Source organism: Vibrio sp. 10N.222.51.C5 (genome assembly GCF_041474575.1).
Taxonomy (GTDB): domain Bacteria; phylum Pseudomonadota; class Gammaproteobacteria; order Enterobacterales; family Vibrionaceae; genus Vibrio; species Vibrio crassostreae_C.
In genome coordinates, this window is sequence record NZ_JBFRUJ010000040.1 from 28,611 (window position 1) to 53,147 (window position 24,537).

Consider the following 24,537-nt stretch of genomic DNA (forward strand, 5'->3'; position numbering starts at 1 on the left):
ATGAGCTAAATTCGCGATAAGTATCTCCTTTAACACTAAGCTGACTTGGTATTTATTCCGGTCAGCTTTTTTATTGCTATAGTAGAATGATTGAATATTAATCAGGCATTTACATGAAGCAGCGAATTCTCTTTTTTGATTTAGCACGATGTGTCGCGGCCGTAGCGGTTATCGCGATTCATGTTTTGGCGCCTTATCGCAATGAGTTGGGCACTATTCCTTTCGGTGAATGGCTTACTGCCATTACGGTAAACGGTTTCAGCCGCTGGGCAGTACCTGTGTTCATTTTGATTACTGGCGCACTGATGCTCAGTGATCAGCGCCCGTTTGACGCCAAATACTACCTCAAGCGTCGTTTGGGCAAGGTACTGATACCTTTCATTGTCTGGTCGCTTTTCTATACCTATCTGTCGGGCTGGTCGGCAATGGGCTTTGATGCCGACGTCAGTTGGGACGTGTTGCTTAATAGCTACCATCATTACACCTATTACCACCTTGGTTTCTTCTATTACTTCATCCCACTCTATTTTGTGATTCCGTTCTTGCAGATCATGGTTAGAAAGTACGGTGATAGATCGGTCTATGCCTTTACGGCGGTATGGTTGTTCACAACATTGCTGTTCTTACTGAAAATCGATGGCCCTTGGAGTCACGAATTGTGGTTGTACACCGGTTACTTACCATTGGGTTACTTGCTGTATAAGATTGTGCCACTTAACAAGATGACCGTTGGCGTGAGTGTGTTACTGGGTGGGCTAGCGTTACTAACCACGGTTTACATGGTGGTTGATGCAAGCTTGGTAGCAGAAGAGTACACGGTAGGGCGCTGGCTATCTTACAAAACGTTGAATACCGTATTAGCCGCGAGCATGGTGTTCATGGTATGCCGTTACTATGGTGAAGGCCTGTCTGAGAAGAGTAACCAAGTGGTTGGCTTTATCAGTAAGCACAGCTTAGGTATTTACCTGCTGCACCCGATTTTCTTGTGGCCGATGAAAGAGTTTGGTTGGTACCAAGGACATCCGGCATGGGTTATTCCATTATGGATTGTGATCAGCGGAGCTGGCGCATTATGGATGAGCTGGTTGGTGTCTAAGTCAGAGAAAACGCGTTGGTTATTGCCTTAGCGGTGATTGCTAAGGCTTTCTGATGGATTGCTTAGGGACGACAGTTGAAGCGGCTGACGTTTAGCGCTTCAACGCAAAGTGTAAGAACTTATCGCCTTGGTAGGTTAAGGTTCCTTTGTCGCCAGGGTTAAGGGCGTGGAAATAGTGGATGCCGACTTGGAATTCTCGCTTCGGACCAACCACACCACGTTGAACGTAAATCCAGTACTCTTGATCTTCTTGGCCCGGTTCTGCGTCAGGAAGGTCGATGGATTGTTTGTCTAATACCGTGACATTCACTTTCTTCTCTGGCGCATTTTCACCTTGCGAGTGTTTTCGATAGAAACCAATAAATACCCAAGCCGCTAGAGCAGCGAGAGCAAAGATGGCAAAAAAGAGTGAATTAGGCATATAACCTCCATGTAGTCGTGATGGTTATTCTAGTCTTTCAGGCAATAGGGATATGTGTTTAAAGCCGTTATTCGTGAACTGTTGTAAGCCAAGCTGATTATTTTTCGGCAGACATCACATTTAATGGCCAGTTTGGGATAAGGCATTGTTATTTATTGTCTCTTTCTCTCGTAAATAACAGTGATTTTGTATAAGAATAGGGAAATGCTCGACTAGAATTATAGTGTGGAGTGGGAGGGCCAAGATGACCGATATTGAAAAAGTGGTGACAAGAACTCGCAATATAGAGAAATTATTGAGGCTTCAATATCATGCCGAAGGCGAAGGATTGCATGAGCTTGTAACAAGCTGTGAAGAAAGGCTACCGCACGATATGGTGAGCAAGCTGCGCTATATCGCAACGTGTCGTAATAAGGTAGTCAATGAACATGAGGCTAAGTTGGAAGATCAACATAAGTTCATCATGATGTGTAACGACTGTGAGAAGGAGCTGACTCCACGTAGTGGTCGTTTTATCTGGCGAGTTGCGATCTTACTGATGATGGCAATGACTTTAGCTGCCGCAGGTTTCTATTATGCGAACTGGGATGTGCTAACACTGCATCTGTTTTCGAAGTGAAAAAATTGAACAAAAAAAGGGACGCTCATGGCGTCCCTTTTTTTATCTGTAACTTGCTTAGTACATCATCGGTAGTGTCATTAGACCTACAACTACCGCGATCATTACAAGTCCTTGTCTTTGCGAAGATGAAATCATAACACTACTCCTAAATTTGGTTGTCTCTCGCTATGTTTTAAAGAATAGCACTACTTATGGCTTTAGATCAAGAATTACTTTCGAAAGCTTTAAAAGTAGTAGAAAACTATGAGTTTTTGGCTTGTTTGGCAGTGTTTAACTGTGTTTTATGGTGTGTTCTTAATTTGTTCGTTGTGATTTATGTTTGTTCTAATTTAATTTAACTTGTTGTTTTACAATGGTTGTTTTGTGTAATTTATATTGTTAAAGGTTGTTAAACTGTATTAATAGGGGTTGGTGGTGACTAGGTTGGTTTTGGTTGGTTTTTTAAGTTTTCGGCTTGGTTTTTGTGGCGATTTTTACCGGAGGCTTGAAATAACCTGACAAAACTGGGCGTTAAAAAAGAAAACTGGCTACTTTATAAGTCTAGGCTTGGTTGGCGTTTTTATTTCCTTATTAATCTTGAGTTTGTTTGTTTAAGTTATTGTTATAATTTGCTTTAAATGTGGTTATTTTAATTTTTTAAGTGTGGTATTTGCTGGGATTAGGCCAGTTTTGGTGGGTTCGATAGGTTAGAATTGGCCAAAATTCAAGTATGGCGACTCTAATGCCAGTTTGAATGGGTTTTATGATGATTCGTTCTAGTTTTAAACGAATGGCCATTGTCATGGTGGTAATTGTTACGACTTCAATCTAAAGAGACTCTTTTTAGTGGAAGCGTAATCAAGATCCAATTTTGAGGGGCTGAGGCTTTACATCAACACTCGTGTGCCTAGACTGGCGACGATTTAAAGCAATAGGGCAAATGGTATGTGGAGTTGGTTGGCGGTTTCCTTGTCTGGTATCGGAGCAATAGCAGGAACGAAACATGGACATATCGGTCAGGTCTTATCGTATAAGGTTTTTACCTATGTATTATTAGCGACCATTGCTTTAACTCAATCTGTCGTTGCTGATTTTACCTATTGGGTCGTTGCTGGGTTGGCGGTCTCTGCGATCGCAGATGTCCTGCATACTGTTACTCAAAAACGTCCTCTGCATTTTGTTTGCTTCTTGTTAGCTCAGCTCTGTTACAGCAAAGCATTTTGGTTACAGCTATCAGGAGAAATGGTCTGGTGGTTGTTCGCGCTGCTGTTGGCGGCTTGTGTCGTTGCTTTTTTCTTACTTCTGCCTCGCTTAGACAAACTCGTCTTTCCTGTGGTTATCATGGGTATCGTGCTTATTCAGCTTGCATGGGCTTCTGGTGAGCTCTGGTTGCTTGACCCTCAACTGTCGCATGCGGTCGGTTTTGCGGGTTGTGTCGTGTTGCTGCTTTCAGCATTGGCGTACGCGCTAAATTTCTATCGTAGCCCAATTAAGGGTGCCTACTTTTGGGTGACGGGCAGTTACTTTCTGGCACACGCGCTCATTGTTGCTTCCCTGACCATTTAGGGTAGAGCTAACTTAACTCTGAGCTACATCAAGGCAGCTCAGATGAAAGTAGGTACTCTACGTCTAGTTCATTAAACATGAGATAGAGTTATGACTACCGAAATTCATGCACACAACGTTTTAAACCTACTGAGTGAAAAGCCACTGACTCGTGAAGAGTTGACGCAAGAGCTCGCTCAAACTTATGGCGCAGAAGCGCGTTTTCATACGTGTAAGCTGAACGGTCTGGATTTAGATGGATTGCTGAAGTTTTTCCTGAAGATGGAAAAGGTCGTGGTTATTGATGACAAGCTTTGCACTAATCGCGAACGTGTGTGTAACCACTGACTCCCAGTGACTTGGTTTTTAGAGCCTTTTGGCTTTTATAGATAAGAAGAGTGGATGCGACGTTTCGGCTTCACTCTTTAAATTCTCTTTTCTCTTTTCTCTTTTCTCTTTTCTCTTTTCTCTTTTCTCCTTTCTACCTTTTCTATTTGCTCTCGCAAAATTCCCTTCTAATTACATAAGTTAATCCTTTTATTACTGCGTTCGAAAATCAATGTTGAGGCTGCTATACTCCGCGCACTTACGCTTTTCGAGACAAACTTATGGAAATTTTATCTGCAGCAACTATGCTGTTTCTTATTATGGACCCGCTTGGCAATCTACCAATCGTGCTCTCTATCCTTAAGCATATTGATCCGAAGCGTCGCCGTATTGTTCTTGTTCGTGAACTGATGTTTGCGCTGATTATCCTGCTGTTGTTTTTGTTTGCTGGTCAAAGCATCATGAACTTCCTGCACGTGCAGCCTGAAACCTTGAGTATCTCTGGCGGTATTATTCTATTCATCATCGCGATTAAGATGATTTTCCCAAGTGCGGGTAGTATTACTGGCCTCGCGGCGGGTGAAGAACCGTTTATTGTGCCGATGGCGATCCCAATGATTGCTGGCCCTTCAGTGATTGCGGCATTGATTCTGTTGTCGACACAGCACCCTGACAACATGTTAGAGCTTTCAGGCGCAGTGATGCTGGCTTGGGGCGCAACCTTCTTTATTTTGATGTTTAATGGCTTCTTCCTGCGAGTGCTGGGTGAGAGAGGCCTTAAAGCCATCGAACGTTTGATGGGCTTGTTATTGGTTATGCTGTCGACGCAAATGTTCCTCGATGGTGTGAAAGGCTACATGGGCTAACATCAATATCATTGCTGAATAAAAAAACGCCGCTCAAATGAGCGGCGTTTTTGTCTCTACTGTTTCTGTCATGATGTTTTTTGTAGCTAAGCTTTTTATATCTGGGCTTAAGCTCGATTACATCATGTGTTTGCGTCGGATATCGAGTAAGGCGAAGACACCGAAAATCAATATTGACCACTTCTCCCAACGTGACATCTCGATCTTATCGCCGAATGCACCGATGAAAATCAGCATCTGCAGGCCGTGCATGAAGAACAAGAATGCTGTCATGATATAAAGCGCAATCGCAGCATTACCCGGAAACGGGTAGAAAATATTTACGATTAAGATAAACCAAACAAAGGCGATGGCTGCTTTTGCTAGTGGAAGCAAGAACTTCATTCAATAACTCCTATTCTTCAGTGATTCGATTGAACAGTCGGTAGCTTGACTGTCCGGTGGTCTTATCGCGATGCAATTCCCAGTTCTCTGGCATAGCTTCGAGTTTCAGTTCTTTCTCTGTCTCGACGTAAATGATGGCATTGTCTGCAAGCCAACCGTTACTCTCAAGCAGTTGTACTGTTTCTGCAAGTAAGCCTTTACGAAATGGTGGATCAAGGAAAACCATATCGTAAGGAGTGCCCGGTTTCTTAAGGAAAGAGATAGCATCAGTATTCACGACATTAATGTTGTCTGCCTTGAGCTCTTTCGCGTTATCAGAAAGCTGTTTAGCCGCCTTTTGATTCATTTCGAGCAGTGTCACCATTTTTGCTTGGCGAGAAGCTGCTTCAAAACCTAGACCGCCAGAGCCGGCAAATACATCCAAGCAAGTTGAATGTGGGATATCTTGAGCCACCCAGTTAAAGAGTGTTTCTTTTACTCGGTCAATGGTTGGGCGTAATCCTTCTAAATCATGAACAGGCAGCTTTCTACCTCTCCATGAGCCACTAATAATTCGAACAAAGCCTCCGGATGGCTTTTTTTGTGATGTGTTTTGCTGGCGACGTCTTACCATAGATTTTTTGACCGCTAATAAAGTGATACTATACCGAGCCCAATTTAAGTGGGTTCGTGTATTAAATAAATTTGCAATGACAAAGTGTATCAAGCTAAAAGCAAACTTATCACTGCTTTGTCATTTTTCTTTACTATTCGTTTGTACAAGCTTGTATTGTATAACAATAGCAAAGAGTCGACGTGTATTAAGTCAATACAGCTAATTAGTAGATCTAGGAAACTCCTCTGATGACGGAAAAAAAGAAGCGCGGATTATTATCGTGGCTTGGTTTTGGTGAAGAAGAACAAAGCCCAAAAACTCAGAATGAAGCGAACGTAGAAAGCGTTGAAGATCAAACTGAAGTTGAATCACAAGTTGAGGCTGAACAGGTCGCGCCTGAAGCTGAACAAGCTAAGCCAACTGAACCTGAGCAAGCGCTTGAAGAAGCTCAACAAGAGCAGCAACCTGTCGCAGCAGAAGCAGAAGCAGAAGCAGAACAGGAAGAAGTGGTTGCTCCTCAAGCTAAGGTTGAAGAAGTTCAAGAGAAGCCGACAGAAAGCTTCTTTGCTCGCCTTAAGCGCAGCCTAAGCCGCACCAAAGCAAACATCGGTGCGGGTTTCTTTGGTCTGTTCAAAGGCAAGCAAATCGATGAAGACCTGTTTGAAGAGCTAGAAGAGCAACTTCTGATCGCTGACGTGGGTATGAATACCACGGTTAAGATCATTGAAAACCTGACAGAAAAAGCATCTCGCAATGACCTAAAAGACGGTGAAGCGCTTTATGGTCTGCTCAAAGAAGAGATGGCAGATATCTTAAGCCAAGTGGAACAGCCACTGGTTGTTGATACCACTAAAACACCTTACGTTATCTTAATGGTGGGTGTGAACGGTGTCGGTAAGACAACTACGATCGGTAAGCTGGCGAAACAATTCCAAAATGAAGGCAAGAAAGTGATGCTAGCAGCGGGTGATACCTTCCGTGCTGCAGCCGTTGAACAGCTTCAGGTTTGGGGTCAGCGTAACGATGTGCCAGTTATCGCTCAACACACTGGTGCGGACAGTGCGTCTGTTATCTACGATGCGATTGAAGCAGCGAAGGCTCGTGGTGTTGATGTTGTGATTGCTGATACAGCCGGTCGTTTGCAGAACAAGAGCAACCTGATGGAAGAGCTACGCAAGATCGTTCGTGTAATGAAGAAGATTGATGACTCTGCGCCACACGAAATCATGCTAACGCTCGATGCAGGTACAGGTCAGAACGCTATCAGCCAAGCGAAGTTGTTCAGTGAAGTGGCTCCAGTTACGGGTATTACACTGACTAAGCTAGATGGTACGGCGAAAGGTGGTGTAATTTTCTCAATTGCTGACCAGTTCCAGATTCCAATCCGCTACATTGGTGTGGGTGAAGGTATTGATGACCTGCGTCCATTTGAATCTAAAGACTTCATTGAAGCACTATTTAGCCGCGAAGAGTAACGCGAGTAGCAAAGTGGTTTATCCTTAATCTGCTACCGTTTTTAAATTTGATATTAGTGATCGTAAGAGGAATTTTCGGTGATCAAATTTCAGCAAGTGAGTAAAGCCTACCGAGGTGGAAGACAAGCGCTCCAAAAAGTGGACTTTCACCTGAAACGTGGAGAGATGGCTTTTTTGGGTGGGCACTCTGGGGCTGGTAAAAGTACCTTGCTGAAGTTGATCTGCGCGATAGAGCGTCCAACTGATGGACGTGTCTGGTTCAACGATCACGATATCACTCGTATCCCAGCCAAAGACATTCCTTTCTTACGCCGTAATATTGGGATTGTTTTTCAAGACCATCGCCTGCTGATGGACCGTTCGATTTTCGATAACGTCGCTCTGCCTATGCGTATTGAATCTATTTCTGAAAACGAAATAAAACGCCGAGTCAGTGCTGCGTTGGATAAAACCGGTTTATTAGATAAAGCCCGTTGTTTGCCAAGCCAACTTTCTGGTGGTGAACAACAACGCGTGGGTATTGCTCGCGCCGTGGTTAACCGTCCAACTCTGCTTTTAGCCGATGAGCCTACCGGTAATCTAGACCCTGAATTATCTAACCGTGTGTTGCGATTATTTGAAGAATTCAACCGCGCAGGTGTGACGATCATCCTAGCGACGCATGATATCGGGTTAGTGAACACTCGCCCTCAGTACCGCCATCTTGAATTAAACCAAGGATTTTTGAGTGAGGTTGAAGACTATGGCCGCGAATAAGCGCATCAAAAAACCTCAATCTAATCGAGCAGCAAACCGCGCTTCAAGCGACGGCTTCTTTGTTGTTCACTGGAAACAAGCCAAGTCATCGTTCTCGCAAATGTGGCAGCGCCCGTTAGGCAACTTACTGACCCTTGCGGTGATCTCTATGGCGTTGGCGATGCCAGCTTGTTTGTACCTATTAGGTAAAAATGTAGGGGAAGTGGCGCAAGATGTCACTAGCCCGTCACAAATAAGTGCTTATGTAGAGGATGGTATTCCTGAGCCACGAGTAATGGTGCTTAAGGATGAAATCGAAAGTTGGGATCAAGTTGAGCTCGTGGAGTACATTTCTCCGCAGCAAGGGCTTGCAGACCTCAGCCAGTATTCTGGTTTTGAAGACGCCCTAACCATTCTCGACGATTATTCACTGCCAGGTGTGCTGGTGATTACGCCAAGCGTGCACAGCGATACCTTAATTAAAGAGCTGGCAGGCACAGTTAAACAACAAGAATTAGTGACCGATGTTCGCCTAGACGAAGATTGGTTAGCGCGATTAGATGCGATCAAAGCATTAGCGGCTGTCATCGTGATTACCTTAACGGTATTGATGCTGGGCGCGGTATTTCTGATTATCGGCAATACACTACGATTTAATGTGTTGGCGCATAAAGAAGAGATTCAAACCATGAAGCTGATTGGTGCGACCGACAGCTACATTCTTCGACCATACCTTTATGCTGGGATGTGGTTTGGCGTTTTAGGTTCGATTAGCGCTTGGGTAATGACGGCATTGATTACCGTATTGCTGAACAGCGCGGTGGATGACTTGGCTCAGCTATACGACAGCCACTTCCGTTTAATTGGCCTGAGTTGGGATGAATCTTTACTGCTTTTGATCGTCGGAACTCTGCTTGGTAGTGTGGCTGCAAAGCTTTCTGCACAGCGTCACCTAAAAGAAATTGAACCAGTTTAGGTGAATAGAGTCATATTTAGACGAAAAATAGGCACTTCTTAACCAGTTTTTGCCTTGTATAGACGAATTGATTATGCATAATTACTTCCCCCTCCTTGAAACCTGTTCATTTTAGGTTCAAGATTGTAGGGTTTTAATAGATGTATTACTCCAGATCAGAGATTGATGAGGAACCGAATGGCAAACCAAGCGTATCAAATGGCTTTAGTCACACAAGATAGTTTAGATAGCTATATCCGCTCAGCGAACAGCTACCCTATGCTGACTCCTGAAGAGGAACGTGGACTTGCAGAGCGATTACATTACAAAGGTGAGATCGACGCTGCGAAAGGCTTGATCCTTTCCCACCTAAGATTCGTGGTGCACGTTGCAAGAGGCTACTCTGGCTACGGGCTACCAATGGCTGATCTCGTCCAAGAAGGTAACATCGGCTTGATGAAGGCTGTTAAGCGCTTCAATCCAGAAGTTGGTGTTCGTCTCGTCTCGTTTGCTGTTCACTGGATCAAAGCTGAAATCCATGAATACGTTCTACGTAACTGGCGTATCGTTAAAATTGCGACTACTAAGGCACAGCGTAAACTGTTCTTTAACCTTCGTAAGTCTAAAAAGCGTTTGGGTTGGTTCAATAACGGTGAAGTTGAGACGGTTGCTCGTGAACTGGGTGTTGAGCCTTCAGAAGTTCGTGAGATGGAATCTCGCTTAGCAGCACAAGATGCGACGTTTGAAGCGCCTATGGACGATGACGATGGCGGTTCTGCTTACACTGCTCCAGTTTACTACCTAGAAGACAAGGCGTCAGACGTTGCTGAGACGGTTGAAGCGGCTAACTGGGAGTCACACACCAATAATCGCCTAGGGCTAGCACTAGCAAGCTTAGACGAGCGTAGCCAACACATTGTTCGCTCACGTTGGTTAGATGACAACAAGGCAACCCTGCAAGACTTAGCGGATACCTACAGTATATCAGCTGAGCGTGTTCGCCAGTTAGAAAAGAATGCGATGAAGAAATTGAAACAAGCCGTTGGTGATTTCTAATAGCATCTAGTTTCTATTAGCTTCTACTTTCTAGTAGAGCTAACAAATAGCTGAATTTTGAAAAGGCCGAGATCGAGAGATCTCGGCCTTTTTGTTTTGGATCGATTTCTCAACTTTTGCGATCGAAATTTGCAAAATGATTTTGTGGATAACTCTGTGAGAAGTTTATTCGTCAGCTATCTAAAAGCAGTGTGTAGTAAGGCTTTGACGGGGTTTTTCGAGTGGGGATATGTTTCAGTTAACCCACAGTTAGATCAGGATCATTACTACATGTTGTGGATCTATTTTTGAAAAGACACTTTATTCACGCAATTCACAGATTTATCCACAAATGGTGTAAAAGTGATCGCTGGTGGATAACCTTATTAAGTGGATGTGAATGTTAGCCTTGGGATAGGTTACAATGGCAGCAAAGTAAATCAGTATAAAAAGAGAAAGTCATGGACCAGTTTAAACATATCGATGTTAAAGGCGCTCAAGCCCTCATCGAACAAGGCGAAGCTCGACTTGTCGATATACGTGACCCGCAGTCTTTTGCGGTTGCCCACCCAAAAACAGCCTACCACCTGACTAACGATACGATGGTGTCATTCATGGATGAGGTTGAGTTCGAACAACCTATCTTAGTGATGTGCTACCACGGCATCAGTAGCCAAGGTGCGGCACAATATTTAGTGAACCAAGGCTTTGAAGAGGTATATAGTGTTGATGGTGGTTTCGAAGCTTGGCATCGTGCTGAACTTCCAGTGATCGCAGGTTAATGACTTTCATCACCTGAACCGCCTCAAGCATCCCTCATAGAATGAATAGGAAGTAACAATGATTAGATTGATGGTGTTAGACAATCCACGTCTTGCTCAAGCATTTATTGATTATATGGCCTCTCGTCAGATCCCTATTCAGATGTCTCCAGAGGGAGAAGGGCGTTTTGCTCTTTGGCTTCTTGATGGCCAATTTCAGGTTGAAACCGAAGCTGAGCTGAATCGTTTTCTGGCTGAGCCCAATCATAAGCGCTATCAAGCTGCATCTTGGGACATGGCAGAGACCAGAAAGAGCAACTTCCATTACCACACGCCAAGCTTCATGGGCATGATCAAAGCCAAAGCAGGCCCAGTGACACTAAGCCTGATGTTGGTGTGTGTGGTGATTTTTGCGCTGCAACAGATCGGTTTTGGCCAAGCTATTTTCAATGCCCTACATTTCCCAGCGGTGGATGGACAGCAATGGCAGCTGTGGCGTTGGTTGAGTCATGCCGTTCTACATTTCTCTGTTATGCACATCGCATTTAATATTTTGTGGTGGTGGCAGCTAGGTGGAGACATTGAGAAGAAACTTGGCAGCCTCAAGCTACTTCAGATCTTTGCTGTCTCTTCTGCGCTTTCAGGTGCTGGGCAGTATTGGGTTGAAGGGGCGAACTTCGGTGGTTTGTCTGGTGTTGTGTATGCCTTGGTTGGTTACTTATGGGTGGTTGGTGCGAAGGCGCCACAACTTGGTTTAGGTATCCCAAGACAGATTGTCGGCTTTATGTTGGTGTGGTTGGTGCTTGGGTACATGCAGCCATTTATGGCTATCGCCAATACGGCGCATTTAGCTGGTCTAGCCGCTGGTGTGATTATTGGCTTTATCGATGCGATGAAAGCACCAAGCTCGGCAAGAAGCTAATTCATATCTTCTAATGAGTAGCCAAACGATAGAGACAAAAAAAGCGGCCAGATGAGCCGCTTTTTTATTGGGATTCGTTTTACATCATTACTGATAAAGGTATTTGGTAAACAGTAAGTCAGCAATCAGGGTTTTACCTGTCTCTGGAAGCAAAATCTTGTTGAGGTGTTCAACTAAGGATTTTCTTAAGTCTTCACGGCCAGATAGAGATTTAATGGTTTCTTCGTTTTGTTTGCCAAGCAATTCAATCACCGCATCGCGAATCAGTGGTTGGTGATGCTCAATAGCGGCCAAGTCGTTACTATTTGCCACCATGATGTCGAGGCGAACCTGAATGTAGCCCAGTTTTTTACCTTTAGTGTAAAAATTGGTGGTCAGGTCTGGCTCTAGCGTGAAGTAGGCGAGTTTAGCTGCCGACTCCTCTTCAGCGAAACTTGATGCTGAAAAGAGTAGGGTAATCGCAAGAAATATTTGGGCTACATAACGTTTGTGCATATTTGTGACTTTTCTTTAGTTTATTCGCGATATTCGAAACGCATTAGTCTTGTTACAATGAGCGGTCTAAATCTAAATACGTTTACAATTCGAAGAACGCTTTAATTTTGTTCGAAAGTTGAAGCTTTATTGTACGTGTAAAGTCACCTATTGAATACTAGTATGAATCAGCCAATATCGCTGTATCTTAATTCGTTAATGAATGTAGATTGGCAAAGTACAGAAACATTTGATTTTCCTAATGAAACCACCAAAGAGTGGCTGATGGAGCAAGGTTCTCTTTCCCGCAAGTTGGGGAAGTGCTGTCAGCACCTGTCTGTTGAGTTGCTTCATAATCAAGTTGTAGAACGCTCAATGCTGCAACAAGACGAGGAACATCTTTTATCATCGTTTGATTGCTTACTGCGTAAAGTGATTTTAAAGGGTGATGACGAACCGTGGGTGTTAGGTCGAACCTTGATTCCCCGAGTCACATTAGAAGATCATCAGCACTCAGACCTTTCTCAACAAGGTAATGTCCCGCTTGGATTGACCGTTTTCAGTGCTGAGAACGTGGAGCGAGATGCGCTGCAAGTCGGTTGGGTTATCGCAGGCGATGAGCGATTACTCGCGCGTCGTTCTCGATTATGGATGAACCATAAACCGATGCTTGTGGCAGAACTGTTTTTACCAACATCACCCATTTACTCTAAGGAGAGTGTGTAAATGCTTGCCACCAAAGCGAAGGCGTATTGGCAATTAACGCGAATGAATCGCCCGATTGGTACCCTATTACTCCTTTGGCCGACCTTGTGGTCACTGATTATCGCCGCACAAGGTATGCCTGATTTTGATGTCTTGGTTGTTTTTGTACTCGGCGTGGTGTTGATGCGTTCAGCTGGCTGTGTGATCAATGACTTTGCGGACCGTAAAGTAGATGGTCATGTTAAACGTACCAAGCAGCGTCCATTACCCTCAGGTTTGGTTTCCAGTAAGGAAGCGATTCTGCTCTTTTTAGTGCTAGCCGTAGTTTCATTCTTGCTGGTACTCACCATGAATCCACTGACCATTAAGCTCTCATTTATTGGTGTGGGTCTGGCGTTCATTTACCCTTTCATGAAGCGTTTTACGCATCTTCCACAGTTGTTTCTTGGCTTAGCGTTTAGTTGGGCGATACCAATGGCTTGGGCGGCACAAACCAATGAACTGCCAAGCATTGTGTGGTTTGTCTTCGTGATTAACGCGTTGTGGACGATTGCTTACGACACGCAATATGCGATGGTTGACCGAGATGATGACTTGAAGATTGGTATTAAATCGACGGCTATTTTATTTGGTCGCTTCGATAAACTGATTGTTGGCTCTTTGCAACTCGTCACCCTAGCGATGCTGATTGCGTTAGGCATGCATTACCAACTAGGAGATACCTTCTATTGGGCACTGTTGGTAGCGGGAAGCTTATTTGTGTATCAACAACACCTGATGCGCCACCGTGATCGAGACCTTTGTTTCCAAGCCTTTCTAAACAACAACTATGTTGGAATGGCAGTGACAGCGGGCTTGTTCATTACCTTCTGGTAAGCATCCGCTTTTCGAGTTAACGAATGCTAAAGAAAAAGGCACCCATTGGGTGCCTTTTTTGATCGCGTTTGGCCTCGCTATTCAAGAGACACCAAGCTGATGATTACTCCGCTTGGTGGATACTCTCTTGAATCGTCAAACGTACTTCAGGGTAAAGCATTGAGTAGAGAAGCTTAGCGAATTGCTCAGTCTTGTCTAAATCACAGTTACCATCGTTATCCAGATATTGCTGTTGTTTCAGAGTTGCGAACATCGACGCAAACACGCCTTTATCGAAGAACTCTGGTGCATTGATGCCTTGCAGACGACCAAGTCGCTGTGCAATGTCTTGGCTCTTCTGTTCAAGATCGGATTTATCCAGATCAGGGTTCTCTGCTAACAGGTTCAAAGCAATAGAGTAGCGTTGTAGCGTTTCTGAAATCGTACGACCTAACAGCATCAGTGCTTGGCTGTTTGATTGGTTGATGGTGACTTCATTATCAGAAACCACAAGCATACCTTGGTTAACCAGCTCTTCAATGATGTTAGAAACCACGCCTTCAAGCTTGTCTTCGTCGTAGCTTAGGAACAGCTCTTTCTTCAAGAACGGGTAGATAGCAGCAACGTTCTCTTGGATCGCGTCAATTGATAAACCGCGTTGACGAATAGTCATCTGTGCAATTAACGATGGCAGAGCAAACAAGTGAATGATGTTGTTTCGGTAGTAGGTCATCAGAATTGACTGGTGACGGTCTAGCGAAATGATGTCGCCCATTGAGTCTGATTCAATCAAGAATTTGTTCAGTGATTCAGCATGTTTTACCAAATCTTCAGCGCTGTCTTTTGGCACAGTGAACGTTGCCGAATATGGAACGTTCTTAAGCAGAGACAGGTAACAGTTGATCTGAGAAACCAAAGAGTCACGAGACAATGCACGCTGTCTTGAAGCCAATAGTGCCGTTGCACAAAGGGTCAGGGCATTGGTTGCTGCCGCATCGTTGATGTGCGTCATCATTTTGGTCGCCAAGTCATTAACCACTGGGTTCATCCATTGTGGTTTGCTGGTGCCCATTGGGTCGATGTCTTTGGTCCACTCAGGTGAGTGTTCATTCAGATATTGGTTAAGCTGAATCGGCTCACCGAAGTTCACGTAGCCTTTACCAAAGTTACGCAGCTTACGAATGGTACGAATCACTAAGCTCGCGTTTTCTTTCTCTTTGCGCTTACCACGAAGTTCTTTCGCGTAAGTCGCCACTTCCATCACGTGCTCGTAGCCGATGTACACAGGAACCAAAGTCACTGGGCGATTCATGCCGCGCAGCATTGCTTGGATTGTCATCGCTAGCATGCCTGTTTTCGCCTGCAATAAACGACCTGTACGAGAACGACCACCTTCACTGAAGTACTCTACTGAGTAACCTTTAGCGAACAATTCCGCTAGGTATTCACGGAAAATCGTCGAGTACAGCTTGTTGCCTTTAAAGCTACGACGAATAAAGAACGCACCACCATGACGGAAAATAGGACCGGCAGGGAAGAAGTTTAGGTTGATACCCGCAGCGATATGCGGAGGCACCATGCCTTCATGATAAAGCACATAAGAAAGCAGCAAGTAGTCCATGTGGCTACGGTGACAAGGCACGTAAACAATCTCATGACCATCTTGAGCCAACTTACGAACCGTTGAAGCGTTGCTGATATGTAGGCCTTGGTACAACTTATTCCACAGCCAACCAAGAATCTTTTCACCACGCTTGATCAGCGAGTAAGAGAAGTTCGCAGCAATCTCGTCCATGATGTCTTGAGCTTCTTTGCTCGCTTTCTCGATCGAGATGTTCTTTGCTTGTGCTTCGTCTTCAATCGCTTTCTTGATCGCTTCTGATTTTAATAGGCGATCAAACAGAGCTTGGCGGCTTGGCAGGTTAGGACCTGATGCAGCAAGCTTTTGGCGAGAGAAGTGAATACGTGCCACGCGCGCCAGTTTGTGCGCGATGGTGCTGTCGGTGCCGTGTGAGTTAGCCATGTAGCGTAGAGAAACCACAGGACTAAATCGAACCAGACAGTCACGACCGGCTAGCAATACCGCTTTTGATTTCTCTAAGCCGTTCATTGCCTGTAGGTAAGGCTTCTGGTTATTCTCTTTACCAGGTTTGCGTCCCCACAAAACGGTAGCAGGGATAACTTGAACATCGAGTTCAGAGTCGTCAGCGTGCAGTGAAAGCAATTCAGAGAACACTTCAATTGAAGAGCTTGGTACATAATCATCGTCTTGCAGCAGAGTTTTGCGAGAAGAGATAAAAACGTAGCGTTGCAGTGATTTGCCGTTGATTTCAAGCTTGCTCAACGGATCAGGTAGGCCTAATTCAAGTGCATGTTTTTGCAATGTAAGAATGTCTACACTTGAGCGAAACGGTAAGGCGTATACAATCGGTTTGCTCAAATCAATGTTCAAATCCTCAACAGGGTTTGAAGGAATTGATGTGCCCTTTACCAATACGGATAAAGGTAGCTTCATTAATGAACGTGAAAAAGATTGTCCAGAAGACATATAGGTTCACTGCCTCAATAGTTATTTCAATGTGCTGAAGCGTATCTCTATTTCTCTGATAAAAAGGATAAATCCTATGAGTGAAATAGGGATAAGCCTAGGCGTAAATTTAATCGATGCAAGAATACCAGAAACTGGTCTAACCTTTTAATGGAAATAGTCATATTGCCGTTAAGTTTGTGGAAAATCATTCATCGACTGATTGAGTATAGGGTTAAAAATGACCAAAAAATCAAACACCGGATTCAAACGCATCATCAAAGCTGCAGGCTTTTCATGGCAAGGCATTACGAGTTCGTTTAAAAACGAGGCTGCATTTCGACAAGAAGTGTTCATGGCGGCCGTGCTTATTCCGTTGGCATTTTACCTAGATGTAAGCCAAGTTGAACGAATCTTAATGATCTCATCGGTGGTATTGGTGATGGTTGTCGAGTTAATCAATACCGCGATTGAAGCGGTTGTCGACCGAATCGGCAGTGAACATCATGAGCTTTCTGGGATGGCGAAAGATGTCGGTTCGGCAGCGGTTTTCATCTGTTTGGCACTCGCAGGTTATGTGTGGCTAGAGATCTTGTTTTTGTAATTTGCTAAAAATGAACTAAAAACAACCAATTGCTTTGCTTTTGTTCAGTTACTGGATATACTCACAGTCAACTGTATAAAAAGACAGGTGAATCATGAAGCCGTTAACGCCCCGCCAGCAACAAGTCTTTGACCTTATCAAAGGTAAGATCGAAGATTCCGGTATGCCACCGACACGTGCAGAAATCGCGCGTGAACTAGGCTTCCGTTCTGCTAATGCTGCAGAAGAACATTTGAAAGCTCTTGCTCGTAAAGAAGCGATTGAGATTATCCCGGGTGCGTCTCGCGGTATTCGTATTTTGCTTGAAGATGCAGCGAACGAAGAGCAAGGTTTACCATTAATCGGTCAGGTTGCCGCTGGTGAGCCTATCTTGGCTCAAGAGCATGTAGAAATGCATTACCAAGTTGATCCAGGCATGTTTAAACCACAAGCTGACTTCTTACTTCGTGTAAATGGCGAAAGTATGAAAGACATCGGTATTATGGATGGTGATTTATTAGCTGTTCATAAAACACAAGATGTACGCGATGGTCAGGTTGTCGTGGCTCGTGTCGATGATGATGTAACGGTAAAACGCCTAGAACGTAAAGGTTCAACGGTTCTGTTACATGCTGAAAATGAAGAGTTTTCTCCAATCCATGTCGATCTAGAATCTCAACACTTGTCTATTGAAGGACTTGCGGTTGGTATTATTCGCAACACCGACTGGATGTAGTCAGTACAAACAGCTTATTGATATTTATTCTCAATAACTTGTCATTGTAATTGATATTCATTATCATCTTCTTTGTCGAGATACAAGGAAGATGATGATGCCAAACCCAACCAAACCTCAAATGAAGCCGCTTACTCGTAAGCCGCGCTCCTCTGTTCAAAAGGCTTCTTCTGAACAAGCGTCTGCACATCAAGAATTCCAAGTTCCGACGAACCTTGTTCAGCATCTTTGGTTTCGTAGCCGTGAAAGCCTAGCCGATGATGGTCTCGTTTATGATCCTATCGCAGCTCAAGCCTGCAAGCGTTGCCAGCTCGCACCAGAATGTCTTACCGGAGAACTCGACCAACAGCAACTCCTTTACGCGACACTGACTCAACTTTGTGATTCTCAAGTTCAACAGTTTTTATCTCATAACCCAGATGCTTGGATTATTAACGTGGGAGCAGGGCTCGATACCCGTTTCTACCGTTTAGATAATGGCCGCTGTCATTGGGTTGAGTTAGATGTAACTGAGAATCTGCTTTGGCGACAACGCTTGTTCCACAAAAATGAACGCTATCGTTTAGAGTGTGGCTCTGTTGATGACCTAACTTGGTTAGATGAACTTAACATCCCAGAGCAAGCATCGGTGATGGTGGTGTGTGAACATGCTCTGCTCGATTGCAATGAACAGCAGACTGCGCACTTCATTCAGTCTTTGAGCCGCTACTTTACTCATGCACATGCGTGTTTAGTGTTAGCTGGAGATAAAAGCTCAAGTACGTTGGGGCAAAAACTTGGTTCAGGAAAGTATGCTCATGGGTTGTCTTCACCAATAGACAGCGTTCTTAATTGGCTGCCATGGGCACAATGGGTAAAAGCGTTTTCTCCCCTAGACCAACAATGCAATCGTTGGAAATTGTGGCAGCGGCTTCTTTGTAAAATCTCTCAGGTCAAAAAGCGTTTAACGCCGCAGTTAGTGCTCGTTAAGTGGTAACCCTGGCGGTTCTGTATTTCGAGTAACTGAGCACATAGCCGGTATAAGTAAAATTCCACAACATAGTGAAAGCCCACCCACTAGGTTAAACTATCGCCTCTAATCTAAGAGGTGATCGTGAAGTTATTTAATCCCCAAACTATTTTTCAAACGCTATCCAATCAGGCGATGCATAAAAAAGTGCTGTTGCTCGCGATCCCGATGGTTCTCTCTAATATTACTGTTCCACTGTTGGGCTTAGTCGATGCGGCGGTTATCGGTCACCTAGAGCACTCTTGGTATTTAGGTGGTGTGGCGCTGGGCGGCACAATGATCAGCGTGACCTTTTGGTTGCTTGGTTTCCTGCGTATGTCGACAACAGGGCTAGCTGCACAATCTTATGGTGCGAATGATGGCAAGCAACTAGGCTTAGTTTTTGTGCAAGGCGTGACCATGGCCTTTGGGTTTGCTGGTGTCTTTTTACTTTTACACAGTTTAGTCGCCGATTTAGTTTTCTCATTGAGTAGCGCCAGTGATCAAGTTAAGCACTATGGTCAGCAATATTTCTCAATCCGCGCTTGGAGTGCACCTGCCGCGCTGACTAACTTTGTGATTCTAGGTTGGCTGCTCGGGACTCAAAACGCCAAAGCGCCAATGTGGATGGTGATCATCACCAATATCACCAATATCGTTTTGGATATCGTTTTTGTTATCGGCTTAGGGTGGCAAGTGGAAGGTGCTGCATTGGCATCTGTAATGGCTGATTATGCCGGTCTAACATTTGGCCTAATTTGTGTTTACCGAATCTGGGCGAAGAAGCAGTTACCATCGCCATGGGATCTGCTTAAGAAAACCAGCCAAGGTTTGAGTCGTTTCGTGAAATTGAATCGCGATATCTTTCTTCGTTCATTATGCCTACAAGCGACTTTCACTTTCATGACCTTCCAAGGTGCAAGCTTTGGCGATGATGTTGTTGCGGCCAATGCCGTGTTGATGAGTTTCTTGATGATCATCTCTTATGGGATGGATGGCTTTGCCTACGCAATGGAAGCGATGGTCGGTAAGGCGATAGGCGCGAAAGACAAAGATGAGCTGAACCAGTCATTGATTGGAACTTTCTTCTGGAGCTTCAATATTTGTTTGGTACTGACCATAGTGTTCGCACTCGTTGGCTCGAGCTTAATCAATATGATCACCACAATCCCAGACGTGAAGAGTCAAGCCGAGGTGTATTTACCGTGGTTAATCGCAATGCCATTGGTGTCTATGTGGTGCTTCTTGTTGGATGGTATTTTTGTTGGAGCAACCAAGGGCAAGGATATGCGCAATAGTATGTTTGTTGCGACCTGTAGTTTCTTCGCGATTTTCTATTTAGCATCAGGTTTAGAGAACCATGCGCTGTGGTTAGCGATGCTGAGCTTTATGGCAATGCGCGGAATTGGTCTTGGTGTGTTGTTTGTTTCTCAGTGGAAGAAAGGGGAGTTTCTCGCTTAGCTCTGAGGGCTCTGTTTGTGGAGAGTAAATGAGGCTGTACAGGTAAAGGGGTATTTAGAACATCATGATCTAATTACTATCAATGCCTTAATATTCAGTGTTTTAAATAAAAACAGCAAGCGCGTGGCTTGCTGTTTATGTATTTGGCCTATGGGTGGTCAAATACTCCTATTGGTTCTTTATCTAGAATAAACGGTTAAGCCCGTTGAGTGCTGCAACACGATAAGCTTCCGCCATCGTTGGATAGTTAAAGGTTGTATTCACAAAGTACTCGATGGTATTTGCTTCACCTTTCTGTTCCATGATCGCTTGTCCGATATGGATGATTTCAGCGGCACGCTCACCAAACACGTGGATACCTAAAATCTCTTTGGTTTCGCGATGGAACAGAATCTTCAAGCTACCAATGTCTTTACCCGCAATTTGAGCACGAGCTAGGTGTTTGAATGAAGAACGTCCTACTTCATACGGTACTTTAGCTGCGGTAAGTTCTTGCTCGGTTTTACCAACAGAACTGATCTCCGGGATGGTGTAGATGCCGGTTGGAATGTCTTCGATAAGGTGGCGTTCAGCTTCACCTTTCACAATTGCTTGAGCCACAAATCGACCTTGGTCATAAGCCGCGCTTGCTAGGCTAGGGTAGCCAATCACATCACCGACAGCGTAAACATGGTCAACATTGGTTTGGTAATTGGTATTTACTGAGACTTGCCCACGCGAGTCCGCTTCTAAGCCAACAGCACCAAGGTTCAGTTTATCGGTATTACCCGTTCGGCCATTGGCATACAGTAGGCAATCAGCGCGCATCTTTTTACCTGACTCTAGGTGAATGATCACGCCATCATCAGTGCCTTCAATTTTCTCAAAGGTTTCATCGTTGCGAATCACGACACCGCTGTTCCAGAAGTGATAAGAAAGTGCATCTGAGGTTTCATTGTCTAGGAATGACAACAGACGGTCACGAGTATTGATAAGATCGGTTTTTACACCCAAACCGCGGAAAATCGACGCGTATTCACAACCAATAACGCCAGCACCATAGATGATGATGTGTTGCGGGTCGTGTTTAAGAGAAAGAATCGAGTCACTGTCGTAGATACGTTCATGCAGGAAGTCGACGTTATCTGGTTGGTAAGGGCGAGAGCCTGTCGCGATAACAAATTTGTCTGCACTGTAATGTTCTTCAGTGCCATCGCTTTGCATTACCGAGACAGTGTTGGTATCGATAAAACGTGCAGTACCAAAGACCAACGTGCACTGGTTGCGGTCGTAGAAGCCTTGGCGTAATCGAGTCTGCTTGTCGATAACCGATTTGGCATGCCCCAAAATGTTAGAAAACGTTGAGTGTATGCTTTTGTTGTTCTGACAAAACAGCGGATTACTGTTGAATTCGATAATACGACTTACGGCATGACGCAGTGCTTTTGACGGAATTGTTCCCCAGTGAGTACAACCACCACCAACGCTGCTCTCTTTCTCAATGATTGCAACGTTCAACCCGGCTTTGGTTAATCCCATCGCTGCCCCTTCTCCTCCGGGGCCACTACCAATTACGATTACATCAAAGTGGTTGGAGTGCGGCATAGATATCTTCCTTGTTATATTTGATTAACATTGCTTTAGCGAGATTTTAACCGATTCTGTTCTCGGGTACATGAAAAGGGCATCAGAGAGTCGGTGGGATCACGCAGTGTTATCGAAAAAATAATATTTGGTATGTCGTATGTCTCCAAATGACAGCGTGGATATTGAAATTTTTTCTTCGAACGTATTTACTTCGGTACGTGAACAAAGAGGTATGTTTAGTGTCTTATATAACCAGAGTGCCTTATATAAATAAGTGATTCGCGTTATATTGAATAGAGTATTAGACATGCCTGTTTAGGCTGTAAAAGAAGAAATTGATAAAGTATGAAACCAATGGGCATTCGCGCACAGCAAAAAGAAAAAACTCGTCGCAGCTTAATCGATGCAGCATTTAGCCAACTCAGCGCCGATCGTAGTTTTTCCAATCTAAGCTTGAGAGAAGTCGCTCGTGAGGCTGGAATAGCACCGACTTCCTTTTATCGTCACTTCAAAGACATGGATGAGCTTGGCTTAACCATGGTTGATGAAGGTGGCTTACTGCTGCGCCAGTTAATGCGTCAAGCTAGGCAACGCATAGTAAAAGAAGGCAGTGTGATTCGTACATCGGTTGAAACCTTTATGGAATTCATTGAAAGCAGCCCTAACGTATTCAGACTGTTATTGCGAGAGCGCTCAGGAACTTCATTTGAGTTTCGTGCAGCGGTAGCTCGTGAGATACAGCACTTCTCTGCTGAGTTAACCGAATATTTGATAACGACTGGCATGACAAGGGACGAAGCTTTTACTCAAGCTGAAGCCTCCGTTATCTTGGTCTTCAACTCAGGGGCAGAAGCATTAGATTTAGATCGACGTCAGCGAGATGAACTGGCTGAACGCTTGATCATGCAATTGCGAATGATGGCCAAAGGGGCTTTTTGGTATCGTAAAGAACGTGAACGTAACCGATTAAAAGGCGGGATTGAATAATGTCGAATGAAAATAATACTGTAAACCGTGGTTCTGAAAGAAAAACACTCGTACTTGCTGTTGTAGCCGGTGTGTGTGGTGATGCATTGTTATCTTGGGTAACAATGAGCGAAGTGGGCTTCTCTATTTTCCCGCTTATCGCTTTAGTTTTGGCTGTACAAGCGCTTTACCAAGAGTACCTAACTAACCCAGTATCTGAAGATATCCCACTAGTAGGTTTAGCTTGTTTCTTCGTGGGTGCATTTGGCCACTCGGCTTTTGTGAAGGCACAACACCCTGATGCTGGCTCAAACTTCTTTGCGATTATTGTCGCGATGTTGCTTCTTGCATGGGTAGGTAAGAAACTCGGCTTTATCGGCAAAACTGCTTAAGCTGATTTAGAAATTAAAAAAACGAGCCAATGGGCTCGTTTTTTTGTATCTGCTGTTTGGCTTAGACCTGAAAGCGATACTTACGCTTTACGCTCTAGGAATACGCCAGCTTCCATGTGGTGCGTAAATGGATGATAGTGTCCATCAGTGTACGTGTGGTTCTACTTTTTACTATTAAAGTGTTGTTTTTTATGGTTTTGATTTTGTTGGTTGTCCATGGGTATCCTCAGGGGTACAATGAAAACTCACACATCCCCGTACCCTGAGCCGTACCCCGAATGGTAGGAGTTGCTGATAATGACAAAGCGAATTAGTAGCAATGCAACATTGCAAGCATTAAAACCAAAAGAGAAAGAGTATCTAATTCCTGATAAGAAAATTGAGGGATTGAATATTCGAGTTCGCCCTACGGGTACGATGACTTGGACATTTCGTTTTCAAGTTGGTAAAAAGCACGACAAAATATCTATGGGCCGTTACGTCCAACTAAAGCCAAATACAGGTATGACGCTGGATCAGGCAAGGAAGGAAGCCGGGCGCTATCGCAGTTGGTTAGAGAACAATAAAAACCCTAAAATAGAGCTACTCAGAGAGCGTCGAGAGCAAGAAGAAGCACGTACATTTGATGATGCATTTGTTAGCTTTGATGAAAAGCGTTTATCAAAGCAACTTCGCAGTTCCCAGTCTAGAGCTATCTACCTGCGTGATATCAAACCCTACATAGGTAATATCAACCTAGTTGACTTGAATATTATCGACCTTAATAAAGTGTTTGATGCAAAGGTGGATAAAGATGGAAAACGTATGGCTGGAGCTATTGGGGTTTGTCACAAAATCATTAATCAGGTGATCAATCATGCCTTAGCCTTGAATATGATTGATAGGCACCCAGCACCGCAATTAAAAGCAAAAGATGTTGGTGGTGGCTCAAATGTGACAAAGAGAAACCTTAGCTTTTCTGAATTGAAAGTATTGTTGTCGAGCTTAGATGACTGGCGCACAGATCCAGCGAATATTCGCTTGATACGTTTTTTGCTTGGGTGTGGTCAGCGTATAAGTGCTGTACTTGAAATGCGTTGGAGTGAATTGGATTTTGATGAAAAGGTCTGGCTGCTGCCTGCTAGCTCTGAAGAGCGACATACGAAGAGCCCAGAGAGTCGTAAAGTACCGTTGAGTGACTATCTGATTGAGCAGCTCCAAGAGCAACGTAAGTTTGTATCAAACAAATGGGAGTTGGTTTGGCCCCAAATCTCTTCAGATAAAACTCAAGAGCCATCAGCGATACGAGCACTTATTAAGCGTAATCTTCCATCAGATATCGAACATTTCTCACCGCATGACCTTCGTCGGACTTTTATTAGTCGATGCAGTGAGATGGGGCTCGATATTGTGGCTGTAGAGAAAGCGGTAGGCCACCAGCTGCCGGGTATGTTGCGAGTTTACAATCACCATGATTATTTAAATGAACAACTGTCAGTGCTCCAAGCTTGGGGGGATAAGCTATACGCACTGAGTGCTAGTAACGTTGTCCCCATATCAACTATTGAGTCAGCTTAGATACTGAGT

Annotated in this window: 26 protein-coding genes; 20 read left to right on the forward strand and 6 right to left on the reverse strand. The window is 44.3% G+C overall.

What is annotated here, in order from left to right:
- Positions 1-113 precede the first annotated feature (113 nt).
- On the forward strand, positions 114-1,127 hold the full coding sequence (locus AB4558_RS13355) for an acyltransferase (protein WP_017061031.1): 1,014 nt from the start codon (positions 114-116) through the stop codon (positions 1,125-1,127).
- A gap of 60 nt (positions 1,128-1,187) precedes the next feature.
- On the opposite strand, the gene AB4558_RS13360 is transcribed toward AB4558_RS13355, so the two are convergent.
- Positions 1,188-1,517, reverse strand: coding sequence for a DUF2500 domain-containing protein (locus tag AB4558_RS13360; protein ID WP_017061032.1), 330 nt, complete (start codon positions 1,515-1,517; stop codon positions 1,188-1,190).
- A gap of 244 nt (positions 1,518-1,761) precedes the next feature.
- On the opposite strand from AB4558_RS13360, the gene AB4558_RS13365 reads away from it, so the two are divergent.
- The 4 genes from AB4558_RS13365 to AB4558_RS13380 all read left to right on the forward strand — a co-directional run bounded on the left by AB4558_RS13365 (position 1,762) and on the right by AB4558_RS13380 (position 4,856).
- Positions 1,762-2,136, forward strand: a complete 375-nt coding sequence (locus tag AB4558_RS13365; RefSeq protein WP_004736595.1) for a hypothetical protein — start codon at positions 1,762-1,764, stop codon at positions 2,134-2,136.
- Positions 2,137-3,063: 927 nt separating this feature from the next.
- Positions 3,064-3,684 carry a lysoplasmalogenase gene (locus tag AB4558_RS13370; RefSeq protein WP_372072735.1) on the forward strand — a complete coding sequence of 207 codons (621 nt, stop codon included), beginning with the start codon at positions 3,064-3,066 and terminating at the stop codon, positions 3,682-3,684.
- 90 nt (positions 3,685-3,774) lie between these two features.
- Positions 3,775-4,011 carry a YecH family metal-binding protein gene (locus AB4558_RS13375; RefSeq protein WP_017061034.1) on the forward strand — a complete coding sequence of 79 codons (237 nt, stop codon included), beginning with the start codon at positions 3,775-3,777 and terminating at the stop codon, positions 4,009-4,011.
- A gap of 260 nt (positions 4,012-4,271) precedes the next feature.
- On the forward strand, positions 4,272-4,856 hold the full coding sequence (locus tag AB4558_RS13380; protein WP_009848232.1) for a YhgN family NAAT transporter: 585 nt from the start codon (positions 4,272-4,274) through the stop codon (positions 4,854-4,856).
- A gap of 117 nt (positions 4,857-4,973) precedes the next feature.
- Here the strand turns inward: AB4558_RS13380 and AB4558_RS13385 are convergent, their stop codons facing one another.
- The gene (locus AB4558_RS13385) at positions 4,974-5,240 is read right to left on the reverse strand and encodes a DUF1145 domain-containing protein (RefSeq protein WP_016784000.1); all 267 of its coding nucleotides are present in this window, start codon (positions 5,238-5,240) and stop codon (positions 4,974-4,976) included.
- Between the two features lie 10 nt (positions 5,241-5,250).
- The gene (gene rsmD / locus AB4558_RS13390; RefSeq protein WP_017061036.1) at positions 5,251-5,853 is read right to left on the reverse strand and encodes a 16S rRNA (guanine(966)-N(2))-methyltransferase RsmD; all 603 of its coding nucleotides are present in this window, start codon (positions 5,851-5,853) and stop codon (positions 5,251-5,253) included.
- A 230-nt stretch (positions 5,854-6,083) separates the two neighbouring features.
- Between rsmD and ftsY the strand changes: the two genes are divergently transcribed.
- The 6 genes from ftsY (at position 6,084) to glpG (ending at position 11,718) form a co-directional block, all read left to right on the forward strand.
- On the forward strand, positions 6,084-7,310 hold the full coding sequence (gene ftsY, locus AB4558_RS13395) for a signal recognition particle-docking protein FtsY (RefSeq protein ID WP_081231050.1): 1,227 nt from the start codon (positions 6,084-6,086) through the stop codon (positions 7,308-7,310).
- 78 nt (positions 7,311-7,388) lie between these two features.
- Positions 7,389-8,066 (forward strand): cell division ATP-binding protein FtsE, encoded by a 678-nt coding sequence (ftsE, locus tag AB4558_RS13400; RefSeq protein WP_004736585.1) that lies wholly within the window; start codon positions 7,389-7,391, stop codon positions 8,064-8,066.
- Positions 8,053-9,021, forward strand: a complete 969-nt coding sequence (ftsX, locus tag AB4558_RS13405; RefSeq protein ID WP_017061038.1) for a permease-like cell division protein FtsX — start codon at positions 8,053-8,055, stop codon at positions 9,019-9,021. Before ftsE ends, ftsX begins: the two co-directional genes overlap by 14 nt.
- Positions 9,022-9,198: 177 nt before the next feature.
- Entirely contained in the window at positions 9,199-10,056 is an 858-nt protein-coding gene (gene rpoH / locus AB4558_RS13410) for an RNA polymerase sigma factor RpoH (protein ID WP_017055518.1), read from the forward strand.
- Positions 10,057-10,496: 440 nt separating this feature from the next.
- The gene (glpE, locus tag AB4558_RS13415) at positions 10,497-10,817 is read left to right on the forward strand and encodes a thiosulfate sulfurtransferase GlpE (RefSeq protein WP_017061039.1); all 321 of its coding nucleotides are present in this window, start codon (positions 10,497-10,499) and stop codon (positions 10,815-10,817) included.
- 58 nt (positions 10,818-10,875) lie between these two features.
- A complete protein-coding gene (glpG, locus tag AB4558_RS13420; protein ID WP_017063770.1) occupies positions 10,876-11,718 on the forward strand; it encodes a rhomboid family intramembrane serine protease GlpG in 843 nt (280 codons plus the stop codon).
- An 87-nt stretch (positions 11,719-11,805) separates the two neighbouring features.
- Here the strand turns inward: glpG and AB4558_RS13425 are convergent, their stop codons facing one another.
- A complete protein-coding gene (locus AB4558_RS13425; RefSeq protein WP_048610748.1) occupies positions 11,806-12,213 on the reverse strand; it encodes a flagellar basal body-associated protein FliL in 408 nt (135 codons plus the stop codon).
- A gap of 162 nt (positions 12,214-12,375) precedes the next feature.
- On the opposite strand from AB4558_RS13425, the gene AB4558_RS13430 reads away from it, so the two are divergent.
- Positions 12,376-12,918, forward strand: a complete 543-nt coding sequence (locus tag AB4558_RS13430) for a chorismate lyase (RefSeq protein WP_164091128.1) — start codon at positions 12,376-12,378, stop codon at positions 12,916-12,918.
- A complete protein-coding gene (ubiA, locus tag AB4558_RS13435; protein ID WP_017061043.1) occupies positions 12,919-13,773 on the forward strand; it encodes a 4-hydroxybenzoate octaprenyltransferase in 855 nt (284 codons plus the stop codon).
- A 103-nt stretch (positions 13,774-13,876) separates the two neighbouring features.
- Here the strand turns inward: ubiA and plsB are convergent, their stop codons facing one another.
- Positions 13,877-16,300: a glycerol-3-phosphate 1-O-acyltransferase PlsB gene (plsB, locus tag AB4558_RS13440; protein WP_372072743.1), complete on the reverse strand. Its 2,424-nt coding sequence runs from the start codon at positions 16,298-16,300 to the stop codon at positions 13,877-13,879.
- A 220-nt stretch (positions 16,301-16,520) separates the two neighbouring features.
- Between plsB and AB4558_RS13445 the strand changes: the two genes are divergently transcribed.
- From AB4558_RS13445 to dinF, 4 genes are all read left to right on the forward strand, one after another.
- Positions 16,521-16,883, forward strand: coding sequence for a diacylglycerol kinase (locus AB4558_RS13445; RefSeq protein WP_048615036.1), 363 nt, complete (start codon positions 16,521-16,523; stop codon positions 16,881-16,883).
- A gap of 94 nt (positions 16,884-16,977) precedes the next feature.
- Positions 16,978-17,598 (forward strand): transcriptional repressor LexA, encoded by a 621-nt coding sequence (gene lexA, locus AB4558_RS13450; protein WP_019820514.1) that lies wholly within the window; start codon positions 16,978-16,980, stop codon positions 17,596-17,598.
- Between the two features lie 97 nt (positions 17,599-17,695).
- A complete protein-coding gene (locus tag AB4558_RS13455; protein ID WP_372072746.1) occupies positions 17,696-18,574 on the forward strand; it encodes a class I SAM-dependent methyltransferase in 879 nt (292 codons plus the stop codon).
- A gap of 117 nt (positions 18,575-18,691) precedes the next feature.
- On the forward strand, positions 18,692-20,047 hold the full coding sequence (gene dinF / locus AB4558_RS13460) for an MATE family efflux transporter DinF (RefSeq protein ID WP_372072748.1): 1,356 nt from the start codon (positions 18,692-18,694) through the stop codon (positions 20,045-20,047).
- Between the two features lie 183 nt (positions 20,048-20,230).
- Here the strand turns inward: dinF and sthA are convergent, their stop codons facing one another.
- The gene (sthA, locus tag AB4558_RS13465) at positions 20,231-21,631 is read right to left on the reverse strand and encodes a Si-specific NAD(P)(+) transhydrogenase (RefSeq protein ID WP_017061048.1); all 1,401 of its coding nucleotides are present in this window, start codon (positions 21,629-21,631) and stop codon (positions 20,231-20,233) included.
- Positions 21,632-21,958: 327 nt separating this feature from the next.
- Here sthA and fabR point away from each other — a divergent pair, with 327 nt between their 5' ends.
- The 3 genes from fabR (at position 21,959) to AB4558_RS13480 (ending at position 24,528) form a co-directional block, all read left to right on the forward strand.
- Positions 21,959-22,600 (forward strand): HTH-type transcriptional repressor FabR, encoded by a 642-nt coding sequence (gene fabR, locus AB4558_RS13470; RefSeq protein ID WP_010438693.1) that lies wholly within the window; start codon positions 21,959-21,961, stop codon positions 22,598-22,600.
- On the forward strand, positions 22,600-22,971 hold the full coding sequence (locus AB4558_RS13475) for a YijD family membrane protein (protein ID WP_004736696.1): 372 nt from the start codon (positions 22,600-22,602) through the stop codon (positions 22,969-22,971). Before fabR ends, AB4558_RS13475 begins: the two co-directional genes overlap by 1 nt.
- A gap of 297 nt (positions 22,972-23,268) precedes the next feature.
- Positions 23,269-24,528 carry a tyrosine-type recombinase/integrase gene (locus AB4558_RS13480; RefSeq protein WP_372158855.1) on the forward strand — a complete coding sequence of 420 codons (1,260 nt, stop codon included), beginning with the start codon at positions 23,269-23,271 and terminating at the stop codon, positions 24,526-24,528.
- Positions 24,529-24,537 lie beyond the last annotated feature (9 nt).

What these genes read in the sequence shown, in the direction of transcription:
- plsB (WP_372072743.1), bottom strand. Translation starts at nt 16,300, where the DNA reads ATGTCTTCTGGACAATCTTTTTCACGTTCATTAATGAAGCTACCTTTA.
- lexA (WP_019820514.1), top strand. Translation starts at nt 16,978, where the DNA reads ATGAAGCCGTTAACGCCCCGCCAGCAACAAGTCTTTGACCTTATCAAA.
- fabR (WP_010438693.1), top strand. Translation starts at nt 21,959, where the DNA reads ATGAAACCAATGGGCATTCGCGCACAGCAAAAAGAAAAAACTCGTCGC.
- sthA (WP_017061048.1), bottom strand. Translation starts at nt 21,631, where the DNA reads ATGCCGCACTCCAACCACTTTGATGTAATCGTAATTGGTAGTGGCCCC.
- glpG (WP_017063770.1), top strand. Translation starts at nt 10,876, where the DNA reads ATGATTAGATTGATGGTGTTAGACAATCCACGTCTTGCTCAAGCATTT.
- AB4558_RS13375 (WP_017061034.1), top strand. Translation starts at nt 3,775, where the DNA reads ATGACTACCGAAATTCATGCACACAACGTTTTAAACCTACTGAGTGAA.
- AB4558_RS13355 (WP_017061031.1), top strand. Translation starts at nt 114, where the DNA reads ATGAAGCAGCGAATTCTCTTTTTTGATTTAGCACGATGTGTCGCGGCC.
- AB4558_RS13475 (WP_004736696.1), top strand. Translation starts at nt 22,600, where the DNA reads ATGTCGAATGAAAATAATACTGTAAACCGTGGTTCTGAAAGAAAAACA.
- AB4558_RS13430 (WP_164091128.1), top strand. Translation starts at nt 12,376, where the DNA reads ATGAATCAGCCAATATCGCTGTATCTTAATTCGTTAATGAATGTAGAT.
- AB4558_RS13360 (WP_017061032.1), bottom strand. Translation starts at nt 1,517, where the DNA reads ATGCCTAATTCACTCTTTTTTGCCATCTTTGCTCTCGCTGCTCTAGCG.
- rpoH (WP_017055518.1), top strand. Translation starts at nt 9,199, where the DNA reads ATGGCAAACCAAGCGTATCAAATGGCTTTAGTCACACAAGATAGTTTA.
- ftsX (WP_017061038.1), top strand. Translation starts at nt 8,053, where the DNA reads ATGGCCGCGAATAAGCGCATCAAAAAACCTCAATCTAATCGAGCAGCA.
- AB4558_RS13370 (WP_372072735.1), top strand. Translation starts at nt 3,064, where the DNA reads ATGTGGAGTTGGTTGGCGGTTTCCTTGTCTGGTATCGGAGCAATAGCA.
- ftsY (WP_081231050.1), top strand. Translation starts at nt 6,084, where the DNA reads ATGACGGAAAAAAAGAAGCGCGGATTATTATCGTGGCTTGGTTTTGGT.
- glpE (WP_017061039.1), top strand. Translation starts at nt 10,497, where the DNA reads ATGGACCAGTTTAAACATATCGATGTTAAAGGCGCTCAAGCCCTCATC.
- rsmD (WP_017061036.1), bottom strand. Translation starts at nt 5,853, where the DNA reads ATGGTAAGACGTCGCCAGCAAAACACATCACAAAAAAAGCCATCCGGA.
- AB4558_RS13385 (WP_016784000.1), bottom strand. Translation starts at nt 5,240, where the DNA reads ATGAAGTTCTTGCTTCCACTAGCAAAAGCAGCCATCGCCTTTGTTTGG.
- AB4558_RS13445 (WP_048615036.1), top strand. Translation starts at nt 16,521, where the DNA reads ATGACCAAAAAATCAAACACCGGATTCAAACGCATCATCAAAGCTGCA.
- AB4558_RS13455 (WP_372072746.1), top strand. Translation starts at nt 17,696, where the DNA reads ATGCCAAACCCAACCAAACCTCAAATGAAGCCGCTTACTCGTAAGCCG.
- ubiA (WP_017061043.1), top strand. Translation starts at nt 12,919, where the DNA reads ATGCTTGCCACCAAAGCGAAGGCGTATTGGCAATTAACGCGAATGAAT.
- AB4558_RS13365 (WP_004736595.1), top strand. Translation starts at nt 1,762, where the DNA reads ATGACCGATATTGAAAAAGTGGTGACAAGAACTCGCAATATAGAGAAA.
- AB4558_RS13380 (WP_009848232.1), top strand. Translation starts at nt 4,272, where the DNA reads ATGGAAATTTTATCTGCAGCAACTATGCTGTTTCTTATTATGGACCCG.
- AB4558_RS13425 (WP_048610748.1), bottom strand. Translation starts at nt 12,213, where the DNA reads ATGCACAAACGTTATGTAGCCCAAATATTTCTTGCGATTACCCTACTC.
- AB4558_RS13480 (WP_372158855.1), top strand. Translation starts at nt 23,269, where the DNA reads ATGACAAAGCGAATTAGTAGCAATGCAACATTGCAAGCATTAAAACCA.